Here is a 25,941-nt window from a genome sequence, read left to right on the forward strand (position 1 = left end):
CAACAGCAAGAGAGGTGCCATGCCCTCGGACATCCGGCGTCCCAGCGGACGCGCGACCGATCAGACCCGCGACATTCGCCTGACCCGCGACTACACCCGTCATGCCGAGGGATCGGTGCTGGTGGAGTTCGGCGATACACGCGTGTTGTGCAATGCCAGTGTCGAGGCCGGCGTACCGCGCTGGCTGCGTGGCAAGAAGCAGGGCTGGGTGACCGCCGAGTACGGCATGTTGCCGCGGGCCACGCATACCCGGGGCGGTCGCGAGGCCAGCCGCGGCAAGCAGGGCGGTCGCACGGTGGAGATCCAGCGCCTGATCGGCCGCTCGCTGCGTGCCTCGATCAATCTAAAGAAGCTGGGTGAGTACACCATCACCGTGGACTGCGATGTCATTCAGGCCGATGGTGGTACCCGTACGGCGGCCATTACCGGGGGCTGCGTGGCCCTGGTGGATGCCGTGCGCTACCTGCAGCGCGAGAAGCTGATCAAGGGCGACCCCTTCCATCAGTTGATCAGTTCGGTGTCGGTGGGGATCTATCAGGGCACGCCGGTGGTCGATCTGGACTATCCGGAAGACAGCCGTGCCGGAACCGACATGAATGTGGTGATGGCCGAAAACGGCGAACTGATCGAGGTGCAGGGTACCGCTGAATCGGGCACCTACAGCCGTGCCGAACTCAACGCCATGCTCGACCTGGCCGAGAAGGCCGGTGGCGAGCTGTTCGAGCATCAGCGCGAGGCGCTGGGCATCCGTCGCTGAACGCACCTCGAACGCAACACGCCGGCTTCCGGCCGGCGTGTTGCATCGCGCGACAGCGCGATGGCGACGTAGGGAGGTGCGTCAGAGCGTCAGGTCGTACTCGACGATCAGCGGCGCGTGCTCGGAGAAAGTCGCGTCGTAGTCGATCCAGGCATCCACTACATGGCGGCGGAAGTTGGGTCCGACGATCTGATAGTCGATGCGCCAGCCTTCCTGGCGCTCCCGCGGCTGATCCTGGTCGAGCGCCGGCCACCAGGTGTATTCGCCGGCGTCGCGGTTGATCTCGCGGAAGGTATCGATGAAGCCGGTCGGGCCGAAGACCTGATCCATCCAGGCGCGCTCTTCGGGCTTGAACCCCGGCGTGGTCTGGTTGTCCGCCCAGTTCTCCAGGTCGATGGTCTTGTGGGCAATGTGCCAGGTGCCGCAGATGATGTACTCGCGGCGCTTGCGCGCCATCTTGGTCAGGTACTCCTGGTACTGCGCCATGAAGTTCTGCTTGGCGGCTGGGTCGCTGCCGTCGGGCATCAGGAAGGAAGCGATGCTGAAACGGTCGTAGTCGGCCTGCAGGAAGCGCGCTTCATGGTCGCACTGGGGAAAGCCCAGCCCGTACATGATGGCCTTGGGAATCTTGCGGCAGTAAAGGCCAACGCCGGAGAAACCGTCCTGCTCGGCGTCGAGGAAGTAGCCTTCGTAGCCTTCCGGAAAGAGGATGCTGTCGTCGAGTTCGAAGCTCTTGGCCTTGAGGTTCTGCACGCAGACGACGTCGGCGTCCTGGTTGGCCAGCCAGTCGAGAAAGCCTCGTCCGACTGCCTCGCGAATGCCGTTGACATTGATGGTGGCGATTTTCATACATGGTCCCTTTTGCGTCGCGCGTGTATGATACCCGACGTTTCGACGTTTGGGTAAATGGCATCGGTCCATGAACGTGATAGGAGGCCCCGTGGCGGATCATCGAGTCGCATCGTCCCTGCAACCATATCAACAGGCGTTCATCGCGTTCGCCATCGAGCAGGGCGTGCTGCGCTTCGGCGAGTTCACGCTCAAGTCCGGCCGGGTCAGCCCCTACTTCTTCAACGCCGGCTTGTTCAAGTCCGGTGCCGCCCTGGCCCAGTTGGGCCGCTTCTATGCCCAGGCCATCGCGGATAGCGGGCTCGAGGCTGATGTCCTGTTCGGCCCTGCCTACAAGGGTATCCCATTGGCTGCGACCACAGCCGTGGCATTGGCCGATCATCATGACCGCGACTTGCCCTATGCGTTCAATCGCAAGGAGGCGAAGTCGCATGGCGAGGGCGGCAATATCGTCGGCGCCGAGCTCGCCGGCCGCATCCTGATCGTCGACGATGTCATCACGGCCGGCACTGCCGTGCGCGAGGTGATGGGCCTGATCGAGAGCGCCGACGCCGAGGCGGCCGGGGTCGTGGTGGCCCTGGATCGCCAGGAGCGCGGCGGCGATGACGGCGATGCGCGTAGCGCCATCCAGCAGGTCGAGGCGGCCTATGGCATGCCGGTGGTCAGCATCGTCAACCTGGATATGGTGCTCGAGTATCTCGAAGTCCATGCCGGCGAGGCGTTGCGGGGTCATGCCGAGGCCATCCGCGATTACCGTGATCGCTATGGCGTGACCGCCAACTGAACGAGGTCAGCCGTGCCTCGTCGGCGTTCGACCCCAGGTAGCCGACTATGCTCGATGTGGTGCTTTTCCAGCCCGAGATTCCGCCCAATACGGGCAACTTGATCAGGCTGTGCGCCAATACCGGATTCCGCCTTCACCTGATCGAGCCGCTCGGCTTCGAACTCGATGACAAGCGACTGCGCCGCGCCGGGCTCGATTATCACGAGTGGGCCCGGGTCCGTGTGCACCGAGACTGGGAGGCCTTCATCGGGACGGTCTCGCCCCGACGGGTCTTTGCCGTCTCCACGCGCGGCCGCACCGGCTATCATGAGCCGGCCTATGGGCCGGGCGACGCCTTGGTGTTCGGCCCCGAGACCCGCGGCCTGCCGCAGGCGATGCTCGATACCCTCCCCGAAGCACAGCGGCTGCGTATCCCCATGCTCCCCGAGAGCCGCAGCCTGAACCTCTCCAACGCCTGCGCCATCCTGGTCTATGAGGCGTGGCGGCAGCTCGATTTCGAAGGCGCCCTGACGCCGACGGCCGGGAGCATGTCATGACGATCAGCATTGCCAGCCGCCTCGCCAAGCTCAATCCCCGGCAGCAAGAGGCCGTGAAGGCCATCGATGGGCCTTGCCTGGTGCTGGCCGGCGCCGGTTCCGGCAAGACCAGCGTAATCACCACCAAGATCGCTTATCTGGTGCAGGAATGCGGGATGAGCGCTCGGCGCATCGCGGCGGTGACGTTCACCAACAAGGCGGCCCGGGAGATGAAGGAGCGGGTGGGCCAGATGCTCAAGGGGCGCGAGGCACATGGGCTGAGGGTCTCGACCTTCCACACCCTGGGGCTCAACATCATCCGCGGCGAGCTCAAGGCACTGGGCTACAAGCCGGGGTTCTCGCTGTTCGACCCCGAGGACGCCAAGGCCTTGCTGCGCGATCTGATGAACAAGGACGCTCAGGTCGATGCCGACCAGATCAATCGGGTCCAGTCGGTGATCTCCAACTGGAAGAACGATCTGGTGTTGCCGGGCCAGGCCCTGTCTCATGCCGCCGATGAGGACGAACTGTTCGCCGCTCGGGTCTACGAGGCCTATGTTCGTCATCTCAAGGCCTACAATGCGGTCGATTTCGACGACCTGATCCTGTTGCCAGTGACCCTGCTGCGTGACGATCCCGAGGCGCTGGCGCGCTGGCGACGCAAGATCCACTACATGCTGGTGGACGAGTATCAAGACACCAACGTCAGCCAGTACCAGCTGGTGCGCATGCTGATGGGCGAGCGGGCGACCTTTACCGTGGTCGGCGATGACGATCAGTCGATCTATGCCTGGCGCGGTGCACGGCCCGAGAACCTGGTGACCTTGGGCGAGGATTTCCCGCGCCTCAACGTCATCAAGCTCGAGCAGAACTATCGCTCCACCGGGACCATCCTGCGTGCCGCCAACACCTTGATCGCCAACAACCCTCACGTCTACGAGAAGACGCTGTGGTCTGACATGGGCCAGGGCGAAGCGATCCGCGTGGTGGTCAACCGCCACGAGGAAGCGGAAGCCGAACGGGTGGCCAGCGAGATTCTCACCCGGCGCATCAAGGAGCGCGCCGAATGGCGCGACTTCGCCGTGCTCTATCGCGGCAACTTCCAGGCGCGGCTGCTGGAGCTCAAGCTGCAGCACTACCAGATTCCCTACAAGCTCTCCGGCGGCACCTCCTTCTTCTCGCGCAACGAGATCAAGGACGCCATGGCCTACCTGAGGCTGTTGATCAACCCGGCCGACGACAACGCCTTTTTGCGCATCGTCAATGTGCCGCGCCGGGAGATCGGCCCCGGCACCCTGGAAAAGCTGGCCAATTACGCCACCGACCGAGGGACCTCGCTGTTCGCTGCCTGCCATGAACTGGGGCTGGCCGAGCAGTTGCCGGCGCGGGCAGTCGAACGTCTGGGGCGCTTCACCCACTTCATCGACGGCGTGCGGCGTCGTATGGATGGCGGCGATGCCATCGCCGCCATTCGCGGGATGCTGCATGAAATGGACTACGAAGCCTGGCTCTACCAGAACGCCAGCGCGCCGACCATCGCCGAGCGGCGCATGGCCAATGTCTGGACCCTGGTCGATCAGCTCGAGAAATCGATGCGGGCCGATCCCGACGAGGACAGCCCCAGCACCGATACTGAAACCGACGATGTGGAAGCGGCAATCTCGCGGCTGGTGCTGCGCGACATCCTCGAGCAACAGGCCGAGGAAGACGACTCCGATCGCGTTCAGCTTTTGACCATGCACGCCTCCAAGGGGCTGGAGTTCCCGCATGTCTACCTGATGGGCCTCGAGGAAGAACTGCTGCCACACCGCAACGCCATCGAAACGGGAAGCGTGGAGGAGGAGCGTCGCCTGGCCTACGTAGGCATCACCCGCGCGCGGCGTACCCTGACCCTGACGCTGGCCCGGCAACGCAAGGCCTATGGCGAGCTGATGGACTGCACGCCGAGCCGATTCCTCGATGAACTGCCCGAGGATGCGCTGGAATGGGAAGGCCGGGCCGACCGCGAAGACCCCGAGAAGAAACAGGCTCGCGGCCAGGATGCCCTGGCGGGGATTCGCTCGCTCTTGGGTTGATGGCGATTGGCCGCATATCCAGCAAAGCCCTGCCCCGGTCAGGCCAAGTCATCTGTGAGGGGGAGGCAGGAACCTCTGGGCTTGCCCGGCTATTGCGATTCGTCGAGCAGATAGTCGACGGCCGCCTTGACCTCGGCATCGGAGAGACTGGGATCGCCCCCCTTGGGCGGCATGGCATTGAAGCCCTCGATGACGTGGGTATAGAGCGTATCGGTTCCCTTCTCCAGGCGTTGCGACCAGGCCTCGGTGTCGCCAATCTTCGGCGCATTGGCCACACCGGTATCATGGCAGGCCATGCATACGGCGTCGTAGATGGCCGCGCCATCGATGTCGCCACCCCCGCTTCCTCCTGACCCCGTGTCGCCACCCCCGGTCGACGACGCGCTGGTGCCACAATCCTGGCCCTCGAGGCAGAGCTCCCCCACCGGGGCTAGACGCTTGGCGATGGCCTCGTGGCTGGCGTCTTCCTGGGCGAAGGTCAGGCCCGTCAGGCCGAGGGTGGCCAGGCACCCCACGATCAGCTTGCTGGAACTCACTGTGCCACCTCTCTTGTTATTGGACGGCAATTGCCGGACGGCGTCACGGCCGACCTTCGAGCCACGCGGGGCATGCCGAAGGCCATGCGATGGTGGTCAGTATAACCAGCATCGGCAAAAGCGGAAAAACGCGCAGGTACTGGCAAGCCCGAGCGACTTCATCCGGCACGCGAAGAGGGGACCAGGCAGGTGCCCCCTTTCGTTCTCTTCCCGGAGATACGGCCGTGTTATCGGCAGAGTGCGGTGAGCCCAAAAATCGATTAAAGTATAAAAAGATAGTTTGTTACTAATTCGCATGCTTTTTTGGATTCCTCACGCTGAGGCCTGTATCTGGCAGGAGGCGCCACCACTCAGGTTCCTGCGCCCCGGCCGGGCTCTTGCCGAGCTATCACGAAAACGACCGTTACCAGAAGGACACAGTGCTAATGGCGTCCCAGCCCGATAACGTGTCGCGGCGCGCGTTCCTGCGCGGTTCCGTGACCCTCATCCCCGCCGTTGGCCTGGCTGGTGGCGTCAGCCTCACTGCCCAGGCGAACGAACCCGCTCCCAATCTCAGCGAATACCAGCCGGTTTTCTTCAGTGAAGATGAGTGGTCCTTCCTGCTCGCCGCCTGCGACCGCCTGATTCCCGGTGAGAGTGCCGGCCAGGGCCCCGGTGCCCTGGATACCAACGTGCCGGTCTTCCTCGACCGCCAGATGGATGCTCCCTACGGCCATGCCGATCGCTGGTACATGGAAGGGCCTTTCGTTACGGATGGCTCTCCCGACCTGGGCTTTCAATATCCCTATACGCCGCGCGAGGTCTACCAGAAGGGCATTGCGATGACGCAGCAGTATTGCAAGCAGCAGTACGGCAAGCGTTTCGAGCAGTTGGATGGCAATACTCAGGACAGCGTCCTGCAGGGATTGGAAGCCAACGACATCGATTTCGCCGCCCTGAGCGGGATCCATAAGCTGCAGGCAGCGGACTTCTTCTCGCAATTGTTGCAGAACACCAAGGAAGGCTACCTGGCCGACCCCATCCATGGCGGCAACAAGCACATGGCGGCGTGGAAGATGATCGGGTTTCCCGGTGCTCGCGCCAGCTATCGCGATTGGGTTGGCCAGCACGACGTCGAATACCCACTGGGACCGGTCAGTCTCACCGGCGAGCGAGGCTGAGCGCGAGGCGGGCATCGCGAGCCATCTCTCGCCACCAGGGTTAGAAAAAGGACTTCCACCGTGACTGCAAGATATCTGATTCCACTGTTGGCGTGTTGCACCCTGCTGACCGCCTCCCCAGTGTTCGCCGACGCCGATGACCTCGTCGAGCGTGGCGCTTACCTGGCCCGTGCCGGCGACTGCGCCGCCTGCCACACCGCACCGGAGGGCAAGCGCTTTGCCGGCGGCCTGGGGATCGAGAGCCCCTTCGGCACTATCTATTCGACCAACATCACCCCGGACCCGGAACATGGCATCGGCCACTACACCGAGGAGCAGTTTGCCGCTGCCCTGCGCGACGGCAAGCGTGCCGATGGCGCCAACCTTTACCCGGCCATGCCGTATCCTTCCTACGCAAACCTGACCGACGAGGATGTCCATGCGCTCTATGCCTACTTCATGCAAGGCGTGGAGCCTGTAGCGACCCAGCCGCCGGAGACGTCGCTCGGTTTCCCGTTCAACCAGCGCTGGGGCATCACCGCCTGGAACTGGTTGTTCGCCGACCAGGAAACCTTCACGCCGAAAGCCGACCGGAATGCGTTGACCGAGCGCGGTCGCTACCTGGTCGAGGGGCTTGGCCACTGCGGTAGTTGCCACACGCCGCGCGGCATCGCCCAGCAGGAGAAAGCCCTCGACGATGGCGACGATGCCTATCTCGCCGGTGCCGAGCTGAACGGCTGGTGGGCGCCTTCCCTGCGTGCCGGAAAGGGTGGCGATGGGCAAGGCATCGAAGGTTGGGACACCCAGGCGATCGTCGACTACCTCAAGACCGGCCGCAATGTGCACGCCACCGTGGGGGGCGAGATGACGTCTGTCATTGCCCACAGTACGTCGCATCTCACCGATCAGGACCTGACGAGCATTGCGCAATACCTCAAGTCATTGCCCGCCAATCCGGCGAACGAGAGTGTCGCGTCGGCCGACGAACGTGAGCAGGCCACCCGCGAGACGGCCGCGCGCCTGACCGCCGCCAAGCATCTGAGCGACGGCGAGCGCCTCTATATAGACAATTGTGCGGCATGCCACTTCAACGCCGGTGAGGGGGCCGACCGCGTCTTCCCGCAGCTCGCCGGCAACTCCTTGATCAATGCCGACGATCCGACTGGCTTGATCCACACCATCCTGGCGGGCGCCCGGCCGCCGGCGACGCCGACGATCCCTGCCCAACTGCCGATGCCCGGCTTCAGCTGGCGCCTGTCGAACGAGGAAGTCGCCACCTTGGCTACCTTCGTGCGCGGTGCCTGGGGCAATGACGCCGAGCCGGTGACGGCCGAGCAGGTCGCCAGGGTGCGTGCATCGATCAAGCAGGCCCCGCTGAGTCGGGCCCCGGATCCGAACGGCTCGCTCAACCACGAAGACGGTGACCAGTAACGGAAGGCGGGCTGCCCGAAGAGGCGGCCATGCCGATGCGCCGGAGTGCGCATCGAATGAATCGAGGAGTTAACACATGGCTAAGCAACAACCGCGAGTCGATGCGGTCATCGTCGGCCTCGGCTGGACCGGTTCCATCATGGGCATGGAACTGACGGATGCGGGGCTGAACGTGCTGGCGCTGGAACGTGGTGCCGATCGCACCAATGCCGATTTCGCCTATCCCAAGGCGGCGGATGAGCTTCAGTACGGCGTTCGTCACACCATGATGCAGAAGCCGAAACAGTCAGCAGTCACCATCCGCCGCAATCTCGACGAGCGTGCGCTGCCACAGCGCAAGCTGGGTGCTTTCCTGCCCGGTGACGGCGTGGGCGGTGCCGGCGCGCACTGGACAGGTGTGCTGATTCGGCCGACGCCGACCGACCTGCAGTTGAAGAGCTTCGCCGACCAGGCCTTCGAGCCCGGGGTGTTGCAGGAAGACATGCAGATTCAGGATTTCGGTGTGACCTGGGACGAGCTGGAGCCGCACTTCACTTTCTTCGAGAAAGTGTGTGGTCAGTCCGGCACCACCGGCAACTTGCGCGGCGAGATCCAGGAAGGCGGCGATCCGTTCGAAGGGCCACGCAGCGAGCCTTATCCGCTGCCGGCGCTACAGGACACCCAGAGCACCGACATGTTCGACAAGGCCGCGCGTCAGCTGGGATACCATCCTTTCCCCAACCCTTCGGCCAACGTGTCGCGCGCTTGGACCAATCCTTATGGCATGCAGCTCGGTCCCTGCAATTATTGTGGCTTCTGTTCCCGTTACGGCTGCGTGAACTATTCCAAGGCCTCGCCGCAGACCTGCATCCTGAATGCGCTCAAGCAGCGCAGTAACTTCGCTTATCGGACTCACGCCAACGTGACTCGTGTCGAGCTGGCGCCTGATGGCAAGACCGCGACCGGCGTGACCTATATCGACGAAAACGGCGATGAGGTATTCCAGCCGGCGGATATGGTCGTCCTGGCCTCCTACGCGCTCAACAACGTGCGTTTGATGCTCAACTCCGGCATTGGCCAGATGTACGATCCCGTTTCACGCACCGGTACGGTAGGACGCAACTACGCCTACCAGATAGGCGGCGGCATTCATCTGTACTTCGACGACATCGAGTTCAACCCGTTTGCCACCGCAGGGGCCACCGGCCGGATGTTCAACGACTTCTCGCCGGGCAACTTCGACAGCGCGCCTTATGGCTTTATCGGTGGCGCCAAGATGCACGCCTCGCAGGCGAGCGGCACGCCGATCAAGACGCCGCTGCCCAACCACACACCCAGCTGGGGCCAAGGTTACAAGGATGCGTTGAAGAAGTACTACGGTCACCACATGGAGATCTCGATGGCCGGCAGCGTGATGTCCTATCGTACCAACATGCTCGACCTCGATCCGACCTGGAAGGACCCCTATGGCTTGCCGCTGCTGCGCATGACCTTCGACTGGAAGGAGAACGAACTGAAGCTGTCACGCTTCATGCGCGACCGGCTGAGAGAGATCGCGAAGGTGCTCAAGCCGGATCACATGGACGAGAGCTTCCAGCTGAGTGGCGATCACTTCAAGGTGACCAACTACGTCTCGACGCACAATGTCGGCGGGGCGGTCATGGGGACCGATCCGAGCAACTCGGCGCTCAACCGGTATCTTCAGAGCTGGGACGTGCACAATGTCTTCGTTCCCGGCGGCAACGCCTTCCCGCAGAACTTCCAGGCCAATCCTACCGATCTGATCGCCGCGCTGACGTACTGGTCGGCCAAGAAGATCAAGGAAACGTACCTGAAAAACCCGGGACCGCTGATGTCGCGTGCCTGATCACCTGGCCTGGCGTTACATGGAGCGAGGCAGGCGGGATCGCTGGCCACGGCCACGCTCTCGCCTCGCACCGATTGCCTGACGCAGGATCACCGGCGGGTGGACAGCCGATGGGCGGCAAGGTAGGATAATGCGCGCAATCGCTGCCGACGGCGGAGTGAACGAAAACTCCGAAAGGCAGGAAATACGCGCCCTTAGCTCAGCTGGGCGTAGCCGGATCAACAGAAGCGAAGCTTCTGGCCGGTGGAGCGCCGAGCGCCATGCAAGGCGATCGGCAGGACCCGAAGGCAATGCCTGAGGGGAGCGTCAGCAGCGCGAAGCGCTGCCGGCGAGCGGAGTGAATGAAAACTCCGAAAGGCAGGAAATACGCGCCCTTAGCTCAGCTGGATAGAGCGTCGCCCTCCGGAGGCGAAGGTCAAAGGTTCGAATCCTTTAGGGCGCGCCAGAATCGCAGAGAAACGGCCACCTCGCTCACAGCGCGGTGGCCGTTTCTCGTTGCGCCATCCGGGCGAGTTCTCATTCGGCCATTGCGCCTCGAACACCCCACGGGATCAGATGGCGGCTTGCCGCCCCGGCGATAGCCTCGGTCCGTCGAGGCGCAGGCCTTGTCTTTACAGTCGAGGGACTGTCACCTAGCTTTCATGGGTGTCCGATCGCACGGCTTCAAGACCGGTACTGGCCATGGAAAAGAATCTGGTGGAAGTGAACCTCGATAAGCTGGTCTCGTTCAGGAGAGATGTTCACCGGCATCCCGAACTTGGCTTCGAGGAACACGAGACATCGCGCAAGATCCGTGAGTATCTGGAGGCGCTGGATGTCGAATATGTCTCGGGTATCGGCAAGACCGGTATCGTGGCCTGGATAGTCGGCTCCCGGGAGGGGCATGGGGCGAGTGTTGGTCTGCGTGCCGATATGGATGCGCTACCGCTCGAGGAGCACAGTGGCGTCGATCATGCGTCCCGGCACCATGGACGCATGCATGCCTGTGGACATGATGGCCATACGACCATGTTGCTGGGGGCTGTCGAGTACTTCAGGCACAACAGGGCGTTTTCCGGCACGATCTATTTCATCTTCCAGCCGGCTGAAGAAGGGGTCGGGGGTGGCAAGGCCATGGTCGATGATGGCCTGTTCGAAAGATTCCCCATCAAGGAAGTATATGGTCTGCACAATTGGCCGGGATTACCGGTCGGCAAGTTCGGACTGGTGAGCGGCCCGATCATGGCCAGTGGCGACCGTGTCGATATCACGATCCAGGGTCGCGGCGGGCACGGCGGGCTCAACCCGCATGGGTGTGTCGATCCGATACGCATCGCAGCGGAACTCATCAGCAAGGCGCACACGATCATATCCCGTGAGGTGGATCCCCTGAACCCGGCCGTTCTCAGTATCTGCGCCATTCAAGGGGGCGATCTGGACGGCTTTGCGGTGATCCCGAATACCACGAAGTTGAGTGGCACGATTCGCGCTCTGGACGAGGAGACCCGAACCATCGTGGCGTCCGGGCTGCGGCGGCTCTGCGAAAGCCTTGAGCACTATTACGGCGCCACGATAGAACTGAAGATCGAAGACAAGTTCGGTGTGACCTTCAATGACGCCGAGGCGACGGAGTCTGCAAGAAAGGTGATTCAGGAGTGTTTCGGGGAAGATGCTCTGGTTCGGGATTACAAGCCAAGCATGGGAGGCGAGGATTTCTCCTATATGCTGGCCGTTCGACCAGGCTCTTATATTCATGTCGGCTCCGGCGATGAGGATCACCCTCATGGCTTGCATAATCCACAATATGATTTCAATGATAGCATTATTCCGCTGGGCGTAAGCTTGCTGTCTCGCTTGGCGGTTGCATCATTGAATCGACAATATTCATGACGAAAACGTAAGGATGAGCCGACAGTGTAATCGATGATCGGGAGAAGACTGGATGACCATCAACAAGGAAAAGAAGGTCGCCAAGGCATATGTGGTATTTCTGATATCACTCTTTCTGCTGCTGACGTTCCCGGTATATGCCATCGCCAATCGGGTCTTTCCGCTCGTTGCAGGACTACCCTTCGGTCTGTTCTGGATCGTGCTCATGGAGGGGGTCGCCTTTCTCGTACTCTGCGTTTTCTATCGCTATGAATACGGCAAGGGAGATCACCGATGAACAATTGGGTCTTTGCCCTGACCGCGATGCTAGTCTATCTGGTGCTGGCTTTCGTGCTGGGGCTGCTTGCCGGGCGTAGACGCTCATTCTGGTCGGTATCGGAGTATGCTGTTGCCGACCGAGGCCTCGGCCTTGTCGTGATCTGGTTCATGATGGGCGGCACGGTCTTCAGTGCCTTTTCCTTCCTGGGTGGGCCAGGCATGGCATTTTCCCAGGGGGCTGCGGCCTTTTTCGTGCCGACTTACGTGGCTCTGGGCATCCTGCCCTGGTACCTGCTGGGGCCTAAGGTAGGGCGCATTGGAGCACGCAAGAATTTCTTCACCATGGGAGATTTTCTGGGAGACCGCTATCAGTCTCGGTCACTGACCGTGATCGTGGGCGTCATTTCGGTGCTGGCCTTCATCCAGTACCTGACGCTGCAGATCAAGGGAATGGCCTTCATCTTCAATATCCTGACCGACGGGGTAATTCCCTATTGGTTGGGCGCACTTCTCGCCTACGGGATCGTCGTGATCTATGTTGCCAGCTCTGGCGTACGTGGAGCGGCCTGGAGCGATGTCTTTCAGGGGGCGTTGATGCTTGTCGTGGCATGGACCGTCGGCTTCTATCTCGTCTATGCGCTACAGGGTGGCCCGGCTGACATGTTCACGTCCATCAGCGAGTCGCGTCCTGGCTTCCTGACCATCGGGAATGAAGGCTCCACGATGTCGGGAATGGCCTATACCACCGTGATACTGGTATCGGCATTGGGCTTTCTCATGTGGCCGCACTTGTTCACCAAGTCCTATACCACGACGGAGAAGCGCATCAAGCTCACGACACTGGCGTTTCCCTTGTTCGGGATCTTCATGGTGCCGGTGCTATTCATCGGTTTTTCGGCCATCGGGGTGGTATCGCCTGATGCCCTGGGGAGTGCGGACGAGATCCTGCCGCACTTGATCACCTACGAGCTGGGCGCGAGTGGTTGGCTCTACGGCTTGATCGGTGCCGGCTCGCTGGCGGCTGCAATGTCGTCTTCCGATGCCATTACCCACGGTGGCTCGGTGTCGCTTGGGCGGGATGTGCTGCTGCCCCTGAAGCCGGACATGAACGAACGTACCCAGATCTGGATCATGCGCCTAGGGGTCGTCGCCATCGGTGCCGCTGCCTACTGGCTGTCGATCTTCGGCGCGGCGGGGATCATCGCGCTGCTGGTGGGTGCCTATGGTTCGATCGCCCAGTTCGTGCCGGCCGTCTACGGTGCCCTGATCTGGCGGCGGGCCACGAAGAGCGGCGCCATCGCGGGGCTCATCGTGGGCATTGCGGTCAACTACTATTATCAGATCGTGGCCGATGTCACGCCGCTGGACATGAACGCCGGTTTCATCGGGTTGTTATGCAACATCGTCGTGTTCGTGGCCATCAGCATGTTGACGCGTCCCGTTCCCGAAGCGCTGGCGGATGAATACCGCAACGCCTGAGTCAGAGATCGTGCAACGCATCCAGCAATGCCTGGAGCGCGTCGCCCTTGTGGCCAATCACGACCAGGGCCTGAGAACGCCCGGCGGTGGTGGCAATGCGCGTCATGCGACCGCCGGCGACCTGCACGAGGTAGCGGCTTCGCGCAGCATCGTTGGCGATGACCAGGCCCTTGACCCGAAGCAGCTCCGTTGCCGCGTCAGCGAGCAGCATATCGAGCGTCGCCACGTCGATAGGATGTGCAAATCTCACGCTCTGCGTGGTAAGCGGGCCGGTGCCGGACCCTGGACATGACGGTGCCGATGGCGGCCCTTGTGGCGCTGTTTCGAGCGTCATGCGCGCGCCGGGATTGATGGCGGTAATACGCCGCAGGACAGAGGCCTGGTGTTCGTCGCTCAGCCAGTTCATCCGATTGATGCGTAGCCGCGATACCTCGCGAATCTGTGCGGTGAAGACTTCATTGATGGCATCGTCGCCTAAGTGCCGTTCGACGGCGCTGGCATCGACCAGTGACTCGCTCTCGTCGAGCCGATAACCCCGGGCGGCATCGAGCAGTTGCATCAGGGGCCGCGGTCGGGCGATACCGCTGGCCTCGAAGACGAGGCGTCCGGGGCGTCGCGACCAACCGAGGATATCGCGCAGCTGTACCGAGAGATTGCCCGAGATACCACAGCAGGCACAGCCGTTGGTCAGCCGCAGTATATTGTCCTGCCGTGACTCGACCAGCTCGGCGTCGATGTTGAGGCGGCCGAAATCATTGATCAGAAACAGGGCATCCTGCAGCTTGCCGGCATGAATCAGATGGTTGATGCGTGTCGTCTTGCCGCTGCCGAGAAAGCCGCATAACAGCGTGGTGGGGATGTCTGCTGCCATCTCGTTACTCGCCATTGCCGGTCGGGTACCCGCCGAGGAGAGTGTCATGCACGCGAATATCCTTGAGTGGTGTCTCGCTCGTCAGGGGATCCTCGTCAAGCACGGTGATATCCGCCCACTTGCCTGGCTCCAGACTGCCGATGCAGTCATCCAGGCGGAGGGTATAGGCAGCGCCCAGGGTAATGGCTTCCAGTGCCCGGGCGCGGCTGATCTTCTCGGCATCGCCGAGCGATGTACCGCCAGAGGTCTCTCGTGTCGTGGCACACCATGCCGTGAACAGCGGAGAGAGGGGAGTGACCGGTGCATCGCAATGAATACCGAAGGGAATGCCCAGGCGATCCGCACTGGCGGCAGGCTCCAGTCGTTGGCACCGGTCGAAACCCAGCGTTCGCGTCAAATGGATATCGCCCCAGTAATAGATATGGTTGGCAAAGATGTTCAGGCAGACACCGAGCCGCGCGGCACGTCGTAGCTGGTCCTGGCGGATCAACTGAACATGCTGAAGGGTATGGCGGTGGTCCGGTCGGGGCCACATCGCCAGGGCCTCATCCAGGGCGTCGAGGATGATCGCCACAGCCTCATCGCCATTGGTATGGACATGCAGCTGAAGCCCGGCCTGATGATAGTGCTGCACCATGTCATGGAATGTCTGCGGTGGTGCATTCCAGACACCGTTCCGAGGACCGGTCAGGTAACCCGGCCACTGCAGGCGTGCCGTGAAATTCTGGATGGCACCATCGGTGACCAGCTTGACGAGGCCGCAGTGCAGGCGTTCGTGATTGTGCTGCATGACCTCGTGCAGGCGCCTGCTGCCGGCTTCCGGCTCCCAGGCCAGGGCGTTGAGGGCGGGGACCAGGCGAACCGGGTAATCGGGACGAGCCGTGGCGTTACGCAGGGCATCGACTGTGGCATCGCTCAGCGGATTGAGCAGGTCGGTCAGAGTCGTGATCCCTGCTCGCCTGGCTGCCCGGGCATAGCGTACGAGTACTCGCTCGCTGGAGGCGCCGTCGAAGATATCGAAGCCCAGGGCATCGAAGACCAGGTGCATGGCCGGCAGTTCTTGCAATTCGCCATTGGGTTGACCCTCCACATCGCGGACGATGCCCTCCAGCACCTGTTCTTCCAGCCCGATCAGGCGAAGCGTCGCGCTGTTGACCGTCATGGCGTGCAGGCTGGCATGCATGACGACGATGGGCCGCTGGTGGCTGACGGCGTCGAGCAGGCGCTTGTCGAGGCGCTCGCCGTCGAAATAGACCGGATCGAAGCCCCAGCCGATGAGGGGAGTCGCCGGCGCACCCTCGTCGAGATGGGCCGCCAGGCGTTGCTGCACGGCTGTTGGCGTCTTCAGGCCTTCCCAGCGAGCTCCGTCAGGGTCGATCCTGTCGTGATAGCCCAGATAGAGATGCTCCCAGAGGGAGCCTTCCAGTGCATGGCTGTGCCCTTCGACGAAACCTGGCACCAGCACCTTGTCGGCATAGCGGTCATCGATCTCTACCTCGCCGAAGCGCCTGATCTCCTCCAGCGGTCCAACGCTCAGGACTCGGCCTTCATGCACGGCGACGCAATGGCCGGCAGGTTGCGAGGGATTCATGGTACGAATGGTTTTCGCCGTGTAGGCAGTGATGGACATACGACCTCCTCCAGACGCCATCCCTTTCAGTGTAGGAGAAGACGATTCCGACCCGTTCGGGAACGCCAGACAATGGAGCGAGGAGGGCCGGGGGGAGCGGGAATGGGCGACGTGATGGACCGAGCGTCATCTGCGATTGCAGGACAGGCCTTGTTTTATGGCGTTCATGCCCGAATGTTCCGGGTACATCCCACTACAGGCGTGCATCGCCTGATCGGAGGAGTCGAACCATGAGTAATGCGAGCCAACCGATTCTCATCGTGATGACCAGCCATGGCACCAAGGGCGAGGGCGGTGATCCGACCGGTTTCTTCCTGTCCGAGGTCACCCATCCACTGGCGGTGTTCGAGGCGGCCGGCATCCCGGTGGACTTCGCTTCCATTCAAGGCGGCGAGCCGCCCGTGGACGGCTTCGACCTCGACGACGAGACGAATGCCCGTTACTGGAACGATGCCGATTTCCGCGAACGGCTCCGCAATACCAGGGCGCTTGCCGAGATCGACCCCGCCGAATATGCGGCAATCTTCTTCGCCGGCGGCCATGGCGCCATGTGGGATTTTCCCGAGAACGCTGCCGTGAACGACAAGACCCGTGCGATCTGGGAGCAGGGTGGCCTGGTCGGGGCGGTCTGTCACGGACCTGCCGCGCTGGTGAACGTGACCCTGTCCGATGGCACTTACCTGGTCGCCGATCGCGACGTGGCGGCCTTTACCGATGCCGAGGAGGCTGCGGTCGGGCTCACCGAGGTGGTGCCCTTCCTGCTGGCATCGACCCTCGCCGAGCGTGGGGCGAGGCTACATCCTGCCGCCGACTGGACGGCCCAGGTGGTCACCGACGGTCGTCTGGTGACGGGGCAGAACCCGCAATCGGCCACCGGTGTGGGCGAGGCCCTGCGCGATCGGCTCTTGTCCCGGGACTGAGCGCCGCGAGGGCGTCTGCGATCGGCAAGGGGCGGTTCTTAGGAACTCCCTATCGGCTGGATCAGAGCGTTCAATTTACCCTATGCGACGCTGATAGATATGCTAGGCGGCGTCTTACACACGTACATCCACGACAGCAAGGAGCATCATCGATGTCACTGCTCAATACCGAAGTCCTGCCGTTCAAGGCCACCGCTTACCACAACGGTGAATTCATCGACGTCACCGAGGAAAGCCTGAAGGGACAGTGGAGCATCTTCTTCTTCTACCCGGCCGACTTCACCTTCGTCTGCCCGACCGAGCTGGGTGATCTGGCCGACAACTACGAAGAGTTCAAGAAGCTGGGCGTGGAAATCTACAGTGTCTCCACCGACACCCACTTCACGCACAAGGCCTGGCACGACAGCTCCGAGACCATCGGCAAACTGCAGTACCCGATGCTGGCCGACCCGACCCACGTCGTGTCTCGCAACTTCGACGTGCTGATCGAGGAAGACGGTGTTGCCGATCGTGGCACCTTCGTGGTCGATCCCGACGGCAAGATCCAGATCGTCGAGCTGAACGCCGGCAACATCGGTCGTAACGCCGAGGAACTGCTGCGCAAGGTCAAGGCCGCTCAGTACGTGCGTGCCAACCCGAACGAAGTCTGCCCGGCCAAGTGGGAAGAAGGCGAAGAGACTCTGGCGCCGTCCCTGGATCTGGTCGGCAAGATCTAAGCAAGCCCTGCCGACACCTTCCTGGTGAGCCCGGGCTTTGCCCGGGCTGCTCTCAGCCGAATTTCATGCAAGACGCGCCGCTCCGCGAGCGTGAGGGCGAACTGCGTCTTGACGATCCGCGACGAGGAAATCGCCGTTATGTTGGACGACAATCTGAAATCCCAGCTCAATGCCTATCTCCAGAAGGTCACGCGGCCGTTCGAGATCGTCGCCACCCTCGATGACGGCGACAAGTCCCGAGAACTGCACACGCTGTTGCAGGAGGTCGCGGGTCTGAGCGACAAGATCAGCCTGCGCGAGGACGGCGACGACGCCCGGGCGCCGTCCTTCGCCCTGTATCGCGAGGGGGAATCTACCGGCGTGGTGTTCGCCGGCATTCCCATGGGCCACGAATTCACTTCCCTGGTCCTGGCACTGCTGCAGGTGGGGGGGCATCCTCCCAAGGCCAGCGACGAGACAATCGAGCAGATCAAGTCGTTGCCGGAAGGCCTGCACTTCGAGACCTATTTCTCGCAGTCCTGCCAGAACTGCCCGGACGTGGTTCAGGCGTTGAACCTGATGGCCGTCCTCAACCCCGGTATCAGCCACGTGGCCATCGACGGTGCCCTGTTCAAGGATGAGGTCGACGCCCGCGAGGTCATGTCGGTGCCCGGCATCTTCCTCAATGGCGAGCCCTTCGATCAGGGCCGTATGAGCCTCGAGCAGATCCTGGCCAAGGTGGATACCGGTGCCGAAGCACGTGAGGCCGAGAAGCTCAACGCCATGCCGGCCTTCGACCTGCTGACGATAGGCGGTGGCCCGGCCGGCGCCTCGGCGGCCGTCTATGCGGCACGCAAGGGCATTCGTACCGGCGTCGCTGCCGAGCGCTTCGGCGGACAGGTGCTCGACACCCTGGGCATCGAAAACCTGATCTCGGTGCCCTATACCGAAGGCCCCAAGCTGGCTGCGGCGCTGGAAGAGCACGTCAAGCAGTACGACGTCGATATCATGAACCTCCAGCGGGCCGTCGAGCTGGTGCCGGCCAGCGAGCCGGGTGGCGAGCACGAGGTGCGTTTCGCCTCCGGAGCGAGCCTCAAGAGCCGCACCCTGGTGCTGGCTACCGGCGCCCGCTGGCGGGAGATGAACGTGCCGGGCGAGGCCGAGTATCGCAACAAGGGTGTGGCCTACTGCCCGCACTGCGACGGCCCGCTGTTCAAGGGCAAGCGTGTGGCGGTGATCGGCGGCGGCAACTCCGGTGTCGAGGCGGCCATCGACCTGGCCGGCCTGGTCAAGGAAGTCGTCCTGATCGAGTTCATGGACGAGCTGCGTGCCGACGAGGTTCTGCAGAAGAAGCTCGCCAGCCTACCCAATGTCGAGATCATCAAGGGCGCGCGGACGACCCAGATCAATGGCGATGGGGCGAAGGTCTCCGGCCTCACCTATGAGGAACGTGCCAGCGGCGAGCTGCGCGATATCGCGCTGGAAGGCGTCTTCGTGCAGATCGGCCTGGTGCCGAACACCGAGTGGCTGCGCGACTCGCCCATCGAGCTTTCTCCGCATGGCGAGATCGTCACCGACGAGCGCGGCATGACCTCGGTGCCGGGCATTTTCGCCGCCGGCGATGTGACCACTGTGCCCTACAAGCAGATCGTCATCTCGCTGGGTGAAGGCTCGCGAGCAGCGCTGGGGGCCTTCGATTACTTGATTCGTCAGTAACTCCTGGCCAAGCCATCATCCCGTGGCGGATGACGCCCTCGTCGGTTTACCGGTGGGGGCGTTGTCTTTTGGGCTTTCGGCTGGCGTCTCGCACAGGCGGTTCATGCGGGTGAATGCCTGGTCGGCGCCGTCCAGGCTGAAGGTCATGAACCAGTAGTCCTCCGGTGCCCGGTGAATGCGCAGGCGCAGTGTCTCGCCGTGGCGCATGTCATCGAGCAGGGCATCGGTATCCGGCATCGACAGGCGCACGTAGAAGCCATCGTCGCCGCGTTCGGTGATGAAGGCGCCCTCTCCGCTGTGGATGCCGTCGCGGTCGACCAGCAGATCCACCGGCACCCGGTCCCAGGTGGTGCTTCTGGCCTGGACGTCATCGAGCGCCACGCGGATTTCCAGCCAGGGGCGCGCGCAGGCGCCGGGCGTGGCGTTGACGCTGAGCACACTGTCGGCGTAGCTGTGTTGCTCGATGGCGCGGACATGGCGCTCCTCGCCAAGGGTCAGGCTCAGCGAATGCCAGTCGCCATGGGACTGGACATCGCCTGTGTTGAAACTGGTCGCCAGGGCGGGCGTGGCGAGCAGGGTGGCAAGTGGCAGCAGCCCGCTCGCAAGGAGGGTGACAAGACGCATGGGACATTCCACAACCGTGACCCGCGCAGGCTAGCATGTCGCGTGCTCGGCTGTCCGGCCCTCTGCTTCCACCCCGTACGGGGCGCGCCGTGATCGAATCCTGTCCGAACCTGATCGGCGAGACACGAAGAGGGGAGTCACGAGGGAGTAGGCGATAGGCTTCCGGCGTTGTGGCAAACGTTTAATGGGAGCGTTGCCGCGGCGGCGAGGGGGTTGCTAAATTCGCAGGCGTCGCATAGCGAACCCATGCATGCACATTACAAGACAACAATGGAGTTTCTGGTCATGCGCAATAACAACAAGACGCTGGTGGCCCTATCCCTCGCCACCCTGTCGTTTGGAACGGCCGCTTCTGCCTCGGCGGCGACCCTGGACGAGGTCAAGGAACGCGGCGAACTGCACTGTGGTGTCAACGTCGGGTTGGCCGGCTTCTCCTCATCGGACGAGGACGGCACCTGGCAAGGCCTGGACGTGGAAACCTGCCGAGCCGTGTCCTCGGCCATCTTCGGCGATCCCGACAAGGTGGCCTTCACCCCGCTGACCGCCAAGGAGCGTTTCACCGCGCTGCAATCCGGCGAGATCGATGTCCTTTCGCGCAATACCACCTGGACGGCGACCCGGGACAACTCCCTGGGGCTGAATTTCACCGCCACCACCTTCTACGATGGCCAGGGCTTCATGGTCGACAAGGAACTGGGCATCGAGAGCCTGGACGACCTGAACGGTGCCTCGATCTGCATCCAGTCCGGTACCACGCATGAACTCAACCTCGCGGACTATTTCCCCTCTCGCAACATCGATATCAAGACCGTGACCTTCGACACCCCGGACCAGACGGCCCAGGGCTTCGCCAGTGGTCGTTGTGATGTGCTGACTTCCGATACCTCCCAGCTCAGCGCCCTGCGCCTGCAGCTGCCGGAGCCGGACAGCGTCGAGATCCTCACCGAGCTGATCTCCAAGGAACCGCTCGGGCCGGTGGTGCGCCAGGGCGACGATCAGTGGTTCGACATCGTCAAGTGGACGATCTTCGCCATGGTCAACGCCGAGGAAATGGGCGTGAACAGCGACAACGTCGACGAAATGAAGCAGGACCCGCCCAATCCCGGTGTAGCGCGCCTGCTGGGTGTCGACGGCACCTACGGCGAACAGCTCGGCCTCGGCAACGACTGGGCCTACAACATCATTTCCCAGGTGGGGAACTATGGTGAGGTCTTCGCCGACACCGTGGGCGAGAACTCGCCGTTGGGCATCAGTCGCGGCATGAACGCGCTGTGGAACGAGGGCGGCATTCTCTACGCACCGCCGGTTCGCTGAGCCAATAACCTGGATACGGGCCGGCGCGGCTTGAGCGATGGCCGCCCTCCCTGGCGGCTATCCTGCGGGTCCGACGTATCGTCGGGTCCGTCGGTGGCCGAGTCGCGCCTGGCCCTGCCGATTCCTGCTTCTACCGCTCGTCCTCTCCCCAAGGAGGATGGTGGTGGGTCGTGATATCCATTCGAGGCTCGACATGCAGCGTTCTTCTTCCGAACGAGGGCCGCTATGGCGTGACCCCGCCGTTCGTGCGTTGGTGATTCAGGCGATCCTGTTGCTGGCCCTGCTGGGCTTCATCGCCATGATCGTGACCAACACCCTGGCTAACCTGGAGGCTCGTGGCATCACCACGGGCTTTGGTTTTCTCCAGGAACGCGCCGGGTTTTCCATTCCGCAGACCCTGATCGACTACAGCGGCGACAGTTCCTATGCGCGCACCTTCGTGGTGGGCCTGCTCAACACCTTGCTGGTGTCGGGCATGGGGATCGTGGCGGCGACCATCATCGGCTTTATCGTGGGTATCGCCCGGCTGTCGAGCAATTGGCTGATGGCCAAGCTCGCCGCCGCCTATGTCGAAATCTTCCGCAACATTCCGCTGCTGGTGCAGATCCTGTTCTGGTATTTCGCGGTCCTGCAGGCCTTGCCAAGCCCGCGCCAGAGCCTGTCGCTGTTCGAGGCCTTCTTCCTCAACGTGCGCGGTCTGGTCGTGCCTGCACCCGAGCCGCTGCCAGGATTCTCGGCGACCCTCTGGGCGCTGTTGCTGGCGGTCATCGCAGTGGTGGGGTTGAGTGTCTTTGCCCGTCGCCGGCAGGCCCGCACCGGCAAGGCGTTGCCGGTCTTTCGACTGGGTGCGTTGATTCTGATCGGCCTGCCCCTGGCGGCCTTTCTGGCGACCGGCCGGCCGCTGGCCTGGGACGTGCCGACACTGAGCGGCTTCAACTTCAATGGCGGGGTGACGGTGATTCCCGAACTGGTGGCCTTGTGGCTGGCGCTATCCATCTACACGGCCTCCTTCATCGCCGAGATCGTGCGTTCGGGCATCCAGTCGGTGCCCCAGGGACAGGTCGAGGCGGCACGGGCGATCAGCCTGCCGGGCGATGTGACCTTGCGCAAGATCGTCATTCCCCAGGCCATGCGCGTGATCGTGCCGCAGCTCACCAGCCAGTACTTGAACCTGACCAAGAACTCCTCGCTGGCCACCGCCATCGGCTATCCGGACCTGGTGGCGGTGTTTGCCGGGACGGCCCTCAACCAGACCGGGCAGGCCATCGAGATCGTCGCCATCACCATGGCGGTCTATCTGTTGATCAGCCTGGTGGTATCGGCGCTGATGAACCTCTACAACGCGCGCACCCTGCTCAAGGAGCGATGAGATGGCGACACGAACCGAGATGATCGAGGCGCGTCGTCCGCCGGACATGCGCCGTGGGGTGGTCGGCTGGCTGCGCGCCAACCTTTTCAATGGCCCGTTCAACAGTGTGGCCAGCCTGTTGACCATCGTGTTGCTGACCATGGTGCTGTGGCCCCTGGCGAAGTGGGCACTGATCGATGCCGACTGGCTGGGCTCGACCCGTGAGGCTTGTACGGGCGAGGGCGCTTGCTGGGTGTTCATCAGCGCCCGTTTCGAAACCATCATCTATGGCTTCTATCCGGATGCGGCGCGATGGCGAGTGGATCTCGTCCTGACGATGATGGCCTTGCTGATCGCCTGGCTGGCGATTCCACGTCTGCCGGCCAAGCGTTGGGTCGGCCTCTTCGCCCTGGTCGGCTTCCCGATTGTGGCCTACTTCTTGTTGCTGGGCGGACACTTCGGGCTCGAGGCGGTGCCGACCCGCGAGTGGGGCGGGTTGATGCTGACCCTGACGGTGGCCACCGTGGGTATCGTCGGCTCGCTGCCGATCGGCGTGGTGCTGGCGTTGGGGCGGCGCTCGAAGATGCCGTTGGTGCGTAGCCTGTGCGTGGTGTTCATCGAATTTTGGCGTGGCGTGCCGCTGATCACGGTGCTGTTCATGGCCTCGGTGATGCTGCCGCTGTTCGTGCCCACCGAGGTGGAGTTCGACAAGCTACTGCGCGCGCTGATCGGCATCATGTTCTTCTGGAGCGCCTACATGGCCGAAGTGGTGCGCGGCGGCCTGCAGGCGATTCCCTCGGGCCAGGAGGAGGCCGCCAAGGCGCTCGGCCTGGGCTATTGGCGCCGAATGGGGCTGATCGTGCTGCCGCAGGCCCTGAAGCTGGTGATTCCGGGGATCGTCAACACCTTCATCGCGCTGTTCAAGGACACCTCGCTGGTGCTGATCATCGGCCTGTTCGACCTGCTGGCGATCATCCGTGCGGGGCTCACCGACAGCAACTGGCTGGGGTTCGCCACCGAAGGCTACGTGTTCGCCGCGCTGATGTTCTGGATCTTTTGTTTCAGCATGTCGCGGTATAGCCAGTATATCGAGCGGCGTTTGCATACAGGTCACTAATTCAGCCCTAATAACAAGGAAATATCGTCATGACGGCAAGCAATTCGGCAAGTGCGTCCTCCTCGGACTCTCCGATGATCGAGGTCGAGGGGCTCAACAAGTGGTACGGCGACTTCCACGTGCTGCGCGACATCGACCTGACGGTAGCGCGGGGCGAACGCATCGTCGTCTGCGGCCCTTCGGGGTCGGGCAAGTCGACCTTGATCCGCTGCTTCAACCACCTGGAGGAGCACCAGCAGGGGCGCATCGTGGTCGATGGTGTGACCATGACCCAGGACGTCAAGCGCATCGAACAGATCCGCCGCAACGTCGGCATGGTGTTCCAGCACTTCAACCTCTTTCCGCACCTCTCGGTGCTCGACAACTGCTGCATTTCCCAGATCTGGGTGCAGAAGAAACCTCGCGCCGAGGCCGAGAAGACCGCCATGGAATTCCTCGAGCGGGTGCAGATCGCCGATCAGGCCCACAAGTATCCGGGCCAGTTGTCCGGCGGGCAGCAGCAGCGTGTGGCCATTGCCCGGGCGTTGTGCATGCGTCCCGAGGTGATGCTGTTCGACGAGCCGACCTCGGCGCTCGACCCGGAGATGATCAAGGAGGTGCTCGATGTCATGGTCGAACTGGCCCGCGACGGCATGACCATGCTCTGCGTGACCCACGAGATGGGGTTTGCCAAGACGGTGGCGGATCGGGTGATCTTCATGGATCAGGGCCAGATCATCGAGCAGGCGCCGCCCGAGACCTTCTTCAACAACCCGGAATCCGAGCGCACGCAGTTGTTCCTGAGCCAGATCCTGGGGCATTGAAAGCGCCGCGCCATCGGTTGCTGGTGGTTAGCGCGATGCCCCGTCCGGCGTGTCTGCTTCGGCACACGCCAGCACATGGTCGACGAAGCGGCGCACCCGGGAAAGGTCGCCGAGGTGTTCCGGGTGAACCAGATAGTAGGCGTCGGGTCCCTGGAGCACGTGCGACCAGGCCAGGGCCAGCCGGCCCTCGGTCAGCTCGACGTCGACGAAGAAACGCGGCACCAAGGCAAGGCCACCGCCGCTCATCGCCGTGCGGATCAGCATCTGAAAGGTCTCGAAGCGTGTGCCGTGGTAACTGCGGTCGGTGGTGATGCCTTGATCGGCGAACCAGCGGTGCCAGGCATCGGGGCGGGTAGAAAGGTGCAGCAGGCGGCACTCGGCCAGATTGGCGGCACTCGCCAGGTGCTGTCGGGCCAGGTAGTCGGGTGCGCCGACCGCGACCACCTCCTCGTCGAACAGCTTGTGGCACTCCAGGTTCGGCCAGCTGCCATGGCCGTGGAAGATGGCCACGTCGATGTCCTCCTGATCCAGGTCGAAGGCCTCGACATGGTCGCGAACGCTCAGGTCGATGTGCGGATTGGCGTCCAGGAAGTCGGGCAACTGGCGAGCCAGCCAGCGGGCCCCGAAGGTCGGCAGGCTGGCCACCCGCAGTATCTCGCCCTGGCCGCTGTAGGTCATGATGGTATTCGCCGACATCTCGATCTGGGCCAGGATCTTGCGTACCTCGGTAAGGTACAGAGAGCCCTCCGGCGTCAGTACCAGGGTGCGGCGCACGCGTCGGAACAGCTTGTGCTGTAGGTACGCCTCGAGTTGTGCCACCTGCTTGCTGACCGCACTCTGGGTGATGCTCAGCTCATCGGCGGCACGGGTGAAGCTCATGTGCCGCGCGGCCGCTTCGAAGCACTGCATGGTGATGGTCGAGGGAAGGTGGCGTGCCGTCATGCCTGGGATCCGCGATTCATGGATTCTCGTTCGTCATGGTAGAAGGGCGATGCACCGGGCGAGAGGCCGAATAATCGTCGATATCTTTGGCTTCCCAGCATAATTCATGACGACAAGGAATGGATAGCGCGCTTTTTTTCGTTTGAAGCCCGGAACGCGGCTCTGTTCTCATCATGGTCATATACATCCACAGGACGATGACATGAACCTTGCGCACATCAGTGACGCGCACGGCGTTGTGCCTCCCAACTGCATCGAACGGGGCCGCAATGTGCTGCGCTTGCTGCCACCGTTGACCGCTGAGCCCGAGGTGCTGGGAGAAGGATTGGCGAGGCTCGAGAGAGCCCTGGGGCGGCTGCAGCCATGATTGCCAGGCTCGTCGCCGAGGACGATGATGTGCCCACCGCCGCCCGCTACCGGGCC

At 62.7% G+C, this 25,941-nt stretch carries 24 protein-coding genes and 1 tRNA gene; 19 read left to right on the plus strand and 6 right to left on the minus strand.

The window, feature by feature from the left end; genetic code table 11:
- Positions 1 to 19 precede the first annotated feature (19 nt).
- The gene (gene rph, locus HSDC_RS10930) at positions 20 to 757 is read left to right on the plus strand and encodes a ribonuclease PH (protein WP_064699977.1); all 738 of its coding nucleotides are present in this window, start codon (positions 20 to 22) and stop codon (positions 755 to 757) included.
- 81 nt (positions 758 to 838) lie between these two features.
- On the opposite strand, the gene HSDC_RS10935 is transcribed toward rph, so the two are convergent.
- Positions 839 to 1,606 (minus strand): exodeoxyribonuclease III, encoded by a 768-nt coding sequence (locus HSDC_RS10935; protein ID WP_064699978.1) that lies wholly within the window; start codon positions 1,604 to 1,606, stop codon positions 839 to 841.
- A gap of 70 nt (positions 1,607 to 1,676) precedes the next feature.
- On the opposite strand from HSDC_RS10935, the gene pyrE reads away from it, so the two are divergent.
- From pyrE to rep, 3 genes are read left to right on the plus strand one after another with little or no spacing between them, the layout of a single operon-like run.
- Positions 1,677 to 2,390: an orotate phosphoribosyltransferase gene (gene pyrE, locus HSDC_RS10940; RefSeq protein ID WP_064699979.1), complete on the plus strand. Its 714-nt coding sequence runs from the start codon at positions 1,677 to 1,679 to the stop codon at positions 2,388 to 2,390.
- A gap of 47 nt (positions 2,391 to 2,437) precedes the next feature.
- Complete coding sequence (trmL, locus tag HSDC_RS10945) at positions 2,438 to 2,926, plus strand: tRNA (uridine(34)/cytosine(34)/5-carboxymethylaminomethyluridine(34)-2'-O)-methyltransferase TrmL (RefSeq protein ID WP_064699980.1); 489 nt, start codon at positions 2,438 to 2,440, stop codon at positions 2,924 to 2,926.
- Complete coding sequence (rep, locus tag HSDC_RS10950) at positions 2,923 to 4,980, plus strand: DNA helicase Rep (RefSeq protein WP_064699981.1); 2,058 nt, start codon at positions 2,923 to 2,925, stop codon at positions 4,978 to 4,980. The genes trmL and rep overlap by 4 nt, the downstream gene beginning before the upstream one ends.
- 89 nt (positions 4,981 to 5,069) lie before the next feature.
- Here the strand turns inward: rep and HSDC_RS10955 are convergent, their stop codons facing one another.
- Positions 5,070 to 5,516 carry a c-type cytochrome gene (locus tag HSDC_RS10955; protein WP_064699982.1) on the minus strand — a complete coding sequence of 149 codons (447 nt, stop codon included), beginning with the start codon at positions 5,514 to 5,516 and terminating at the stop codon, positions 5,070 to 5,072.
- 425 nt (positions 5,517 to 5,941) lie between these two features.
- On the opposite strand from HSDC_RS10955, the gene HSDC_RS10960 reads away from it, so the two are divergent.
- The 7 genes from HSDC_RS10960 to HSDC_RS10990 all read left to right on the plus strand — a co-directional run bounded on the left by HSDC_RS10960 (position 5,942) and on the right by HSDC_RS10990 (position 13,538).
- On the plus strand, positions 5,942 to 6,676 hold the full coding sequence (locus tag HSDC_RS10960; RefSeq protein WP_064699983.1) for a gluconate 2-dehydrogenase subunit 3 family protein: 735 nt from the start codon (positions 5,942 to 5,944) through the stop codon (positions 6,674 to 6,676).
- Between the two features lie 60 nt (positions 6,677 to 6,736).
- On the plus strand, positions 6,737 to 8,086 hold the full coding sequence (locus HSDC_RS10965; protein WP_064699984.1) for a c-type cytochrome: 1,350 nt from the start codon (positions 6,737 to 6,739) through the stop codon (positions 8,084 to 8,086).
- A 76-nt stretch (positions 8,087 to 8,162) separates the two neighbouring features.
- Complete coding sequence (locus tag HSDC_RS10970; RefSeq protein ID WP_064699985.1) at positions 8,163 to 9,932, plus strand: GMC family oxidoreductase; 1,770 nt, start codon at positions 8,163 to 8,165, stop codon at positions 9,930 to 9,932.
- A 368-nt stretch (positions 9,933 to 10,300) separates the two neighbouring features.
- Positions 10,301 to 10,377 (plus strand) — tRNA-Arg (locus HSDC_RS10975).
- 236 nt (positions 10,378 to 10,613) lie between these two features.
- Positions 10,614 to 11,801: a M20 aminoacylase family protein gene (locus HSDC_RS10980; RefSeq protein WP_064699986.1), complete on the plus strand. Its 1,188-nt coding sequence runs from the start codon at positions 10,614 to 10,616 to the stop codon at positions 11,799 to 11,801.
- 52 nt (positions 11,802 to 11,853) lie between these two features.
- Positions 11,854 to 12,078 carry a hypothetical protein gene (locus tag HSDC_RS10985; RefSeq protein ID WP_064699987.1) on the plus strand — a complete coding sequence of 75 codons (225 nt, stop codon included), beginning with the start codon at positions 11,854 to 11,856 and terminating at the stop codon, positions 12,076 to 12,078.
- Positions 12,075 to 13,538, plus strand: coding sequence for a sodium:solute symporter family protein (locus HSDC_RS10990; RefSeq protein ID WP_064699988.1), 1,464 nt, complete (start codon positions 12,075 to 12,077; stop codon positions 13,536 to 13,538). The genes HSDC_RS10985 and HSDC_RS10990 overlap by 4 nt, the downstream gene beginning before the upstream one ends.
- 1 nt (position 13,539) lies before the next feature.
- Here HSDC_RS10990 and HSDC_RS10995 read toward each other — a convergent pair whose 3' ends face one another.
- Together HSDC_RS10995 and HSDC_RS11000 are read right to left on the minus strand one after the other, a co-directional pair.
- Positions 13,540 to 14,457, minus strand: coding sequence for a CobW family GTP-binding protein (locus tag HSDC_RS10995; protein ID WP_082920018.1), 918 nt, complete (start codon positions 14,455 to 14,457; stop codon positions 13,540 to 13,542).
- On the minus strand, positions 14,414 to 16,039 hold the full coding sequence (locus HSDC_RS11000; RefSeq protein WP_064699990.1) for an amidohydrolase: 1,626 nt from the start codon (positions 16,037 to 16,039) through the stop codon (positions 14,414 to 14,416). Before HSDC_RS11000 ends, HSDC_RS10995 begins: the two co-directional genes overlap by 44 nt.
- 230 nt (positions 16,040 to 16,269) lie before the next feature.
- Between HSDC_RS11000 and HSDC_RS11005 the strand changes: the two genes are divergently transcribed.
- The 3 genes from HSDC_RS11005 to ahpF all read left to right on the plus strand — a co-directional run bounded on the left by HSDC_RS11005 (position 16,270) and on the right by ahpF (position 19,370).
- Positions 16,270 to 16,959: a type 1 glutamine amidotransferase domain-containing protein gene (locus HSDC_RS11005; protein WP_064699991.1), complete on the plus strand. Its 690-nt coding sequence runs from the start codon at positions 16,270 to 16,272 to the stop codon at positions 16,957 to 16,959.
- 152 nt (positions 16,960 to 17,111) lie between these two features.
- Positions 17,112 to 17,675 (plus strand): alkyl hydroperoxide reductase subunit C, encoded by a 564-nt coding sequence (gene ahpC / locus HSDC_RS11010; RefSeq protein ID WP_064699992.1) that lies wholly within the window; start codon positions 17,112 to 17,114, stop codon positions 17,673 to 17,675.
- Positions 17,676 to 17,813: 138 nt separating this feature from the next.
- Positions 17,814 to 19,370 (plus strand): alkyl hydroperoxide reductase subunit F, encoded by a 1,557-nt coding sequence (gene ahpF / locus HSDC_RS11015; RefSeq protein WP_064699993.1) that lies wholly within the window; start codon positions 17,814 to 17,816, stop codon positions 19,368 to 19,370.
- Between the two features lie 15 nt (positions 19,371 to 19,385).
- Here ahpF and HSDC_RS11020 read toward each other — a convergent pair whose 3' ends face one another.
- A complete protein-coding gene (locus tag HSDC_RS11020) occupies positions 19,386 to 19,994 on the minus strand; it encodes a hypothetical protein (RefSeq protein WP_064699994.1) in 609 nt (202 codons plus the stop codon).
- Positions 19,995 to 20,279: 285 nt separating this feature from the next.
- Between HSDC_RS11020 and HSDC_RS11025 the strand changes: the two genes are divergently transcribed.
- The 4 genes from HSDC_RS11025 to HSDC_RS11040 all read left to right on the plus strand — a co-directional run bounded on the left by HSDC_RS11025 (position 20,280) and on the right by HSDC_RS11040 (position 24,576).
- Complete coding sequence (locus HSDC_RS11025; protein WP_064699995.1) at positions 20,280 to 21,308, plus strand: amino acid ABC transporter substrate-binding protein; 1,029 nt, start codon at positions 20,280 to 20,282, stop codon at positions 21,306 to 21,308.
- A 193-nt stretch (positions 21,309 to 21,501) separates the two neighbouring features.
- Entirely contained in the window at positions 21,502 to 22,677 is a 1,176-nt protein-coding gene (locus tag HSDC_RS11030) for an amino acid ABC transporter permease (protein ID WP_064700016.1), read from the plus strand.
- Between the two features lies 1 nt (position 22,678).
- The gene (locus HSDC_RS11035; protein ID WP_064699996.1) at positions 22,679 to 23,773 is read left to right on the plus strand and encodes an amino acid ABC transporter permease; all 1,095 of its coding nucleotides are present in this window, start codon (positions 22,679 to 22,681) and stop codon (positions 23,771 to 23,773) included.
- 74 nt (positions 23,774 to 23,847) lie between these two features.
- The gene (locus tag HSDC_RS11040) at positions 23,848 to 24,576 is read left to right on the plus strand and encodes an amino acid ABC transporter ATP-binding protein (protein WP_064700017.1); all 729 of its coding nucleotides are present in this window, start codon (positions 23,848 to 23,850) and stop codon (positions 24,574 to 24,576) included.
- Positions 24,577 to 24,603: 27 nt separating this feature from the next.
- On the opposite strand, the gene HSDC_RS11045 is transcribed toward HSDC_RS11040, so the two are convergent.
- Positions 24,604 to 25,518, minus strand: a complete 915-nt coding sequence (locus HSDC_RS11045; RefSeq protein ID WP_064699997.1) for a LysR substrate-binding domain-containing protein — start codon at positions 25,516 to 25,518, stop codon at positions 24,604 to 24,606.
- A 202-nt stretch (positions 25,519 to 25,720) separates the two neighbouring features.
- Between HSDC_RS11045 and HSDC_RS16870 the strand changes: the two genes are divergently transcribed.
- The gene (locus HSDC_RS16870; protein WP_170862786.1) at positions 25,721 to 25,885 is read left to right on the plus strand and encodes a hypothetical protein; all 165 of its coding nucleotides are present in this window, start codon (positions 25,721 to 25,723) and stop codon (positions 25,883 to 25,885) included.
- Positions 25,886 to 25,941: the final 56 nt, after the last annotated feature.

The sequence above is a fragment of the Halomonas caseinilytica genome (assembly GCF_001662285.1).
Taxonomy (GTDB): Bacteria; Pseudomonadota; Gammaproteobacteria; order Pseudomonadales; family Halomonadaceae; genus Halomonas; species Halomonas caseinilytica.

What these genes read in the sequence shown, in the direction of transcription:
- rep (WP_064699981.1), top strand. Translation starts at nt 2,923, where the DNA reads ATGACGATCAGCATTGCCAGCCGCCTCGCCAAGCTCAATCCCCGGCAG.
- HSDC_RS11035 (WP_064699996.1), top strand. Translation starts at nt 22,679, where the DNA reads ATGGCGACACGAACCGAGATGATCGAGGCGCGTCGTCCGCCGGACATG.
- rph (WP_064699977.1), top strand. Translation starts at nt 20, where the DNA reads ATGCCCTCGGACATCCGGCGTCCCAGCGGACGCGCGACCGATCAGACC.
- HSDC_RS10985 (WP_064699987.1), top strand. Translation starts at nt 11,854, where the DNA reads ATGACCATCAACAAGGAAAAGAAGGTCGCCAAGGCATATGTGGTATTT.
- HSDC_RS10970 (WP_064699985.1), top strand. Translation starts at nt 8,163, where the DNA reads ATGGCTAAGCAACAACCGCGAGTCGATGCGGTCATCGTCGGCCTCGGC.
- HSDC_RS11005 (WP_064699991.1), top strand. Translation starts at nt 16,270, where the DNA reads ATGAGTAATGCGAGCCAACCGATTCTCATCGTGATGACCAGCCATGGC.
- HSDC_RS11025 (WP_064699995.1), top strand. Translation starts at nt 20,280, where the DNA reads ATGCGCAATAACAACAAGACGCTGGTGGCCCTATCCCTCGCCACCCTG.
- HSDC_RS10990 (WP_064699988.1), top strand. Translation starts at nt 12,075, where the DNA reads ATGAACAATTGGGTCTTTGCCCTGACCGCGATGCTAGTCTATCTGGTG.
- HSDC_RS11040 (WP_064700017.1), top strand. Translation starts at nt 23,848, where the DNA reads ATGATCGAGGTCGAGGGGCTCAACAAGTGGTACGGCGACTTCCACGTG.
- HSDC_RS10960 (WP_064699983.1), top strand. Translation starts at nt 5,942, where the DNA reads ATGGCGTCCCAGCCCGATAACGTGTCGCGGCGCGCGTTCCTGCGCGGT.
- HSDC_RS10935 (WP_064699978.1), bottom strand. Translation starts at nt 1,606, where the DNA reads ATGAAAATCGCCACCATCAATGTCAACGGCATTCGCGAGGCAGTCGGA.
- trmL (WP_064699980.1), top strand. Translation starts at nt 2,438, where the DNA reads ATGCTCGATGTGGTGCTTTTCCAGCCCGAGATTCCGCCCAATACGGGC.
- HSDC_RS16870 (WP_170862786.1), top strand. Translation starts at nt 25,721, where the DNA reads ATGAACCTTGCGCACATCAGTGACGCGCACGGCGTTGTGCCTCCCAAC.
- HSDC_RS11000 (WP_064699990.1), bottom strand. Translation starts at nt 16,039, where the DNA reads ATGTCCATCACTGCCTACACGGCGAAAACCATTCGTACCATGAATCCC.
- HSDC_RS11020 (WP_064699994.1), bottom strand. Translation starts at nt 19,994, where the DNA reads ATGCGTCTTGTCACCCTCCTTGCGAGCGGGCTGCTGCCACTTGCCACC.
- HSDC_RS11045 (WP_064699997.1), bottom strand. Translation starts at nt 25,518, where the DNA reads ATGACGGCACGCCACCTTCCCTCGACCATCACCATGCAGTGCTTCGAA.
- HSDC_RS10995 (WP_082920018.1), bottom strand. Translation starts at nt 14,457, where the DNA reads ATGACACTCTCCTCGGCGGGTACCCGACCGGCAATGGCGAGTAACGAG.
- HSDC_RS10980 (WP_064699986.1), top strand. Translation starts at nt 10,614, where the DNA reads ATGGAAAAGAATCTGGTGGAAGTGAACCTCGATAAGCTGGTCTCGTTC.
- HSDC_RS11030 (WP_064700016.1), top strand. Translation starts at nt 21,502, where the DNA reads ATGCAGCGTTCTTCTTCCGAACGAGGGCCGCTATGGCGTGACCCCGCC.
- ahpF (WP_064699993.1), top strand. Translation starts at nt 17,814, where the DNA reads ATGTTGGACGACAATCTGAAATCCCAGCTCAATGCCTATCTCCAGAAG.
- pyrE (WP_064699979.1), top strand. Translation starts at nt 1,677, where the DNA reads ATGAACGTGATAGGAGGCCCCGTGGCGGATCATCGAGTCGCATCGTCC.
- ahpC (WP_064699992.1), top strand. Translation starts at nt 17,112, where the DNA reads ATGTCACTGCTCAATACCGAAGTCCTGCCGTTCAAGGCCACCGCTTAC.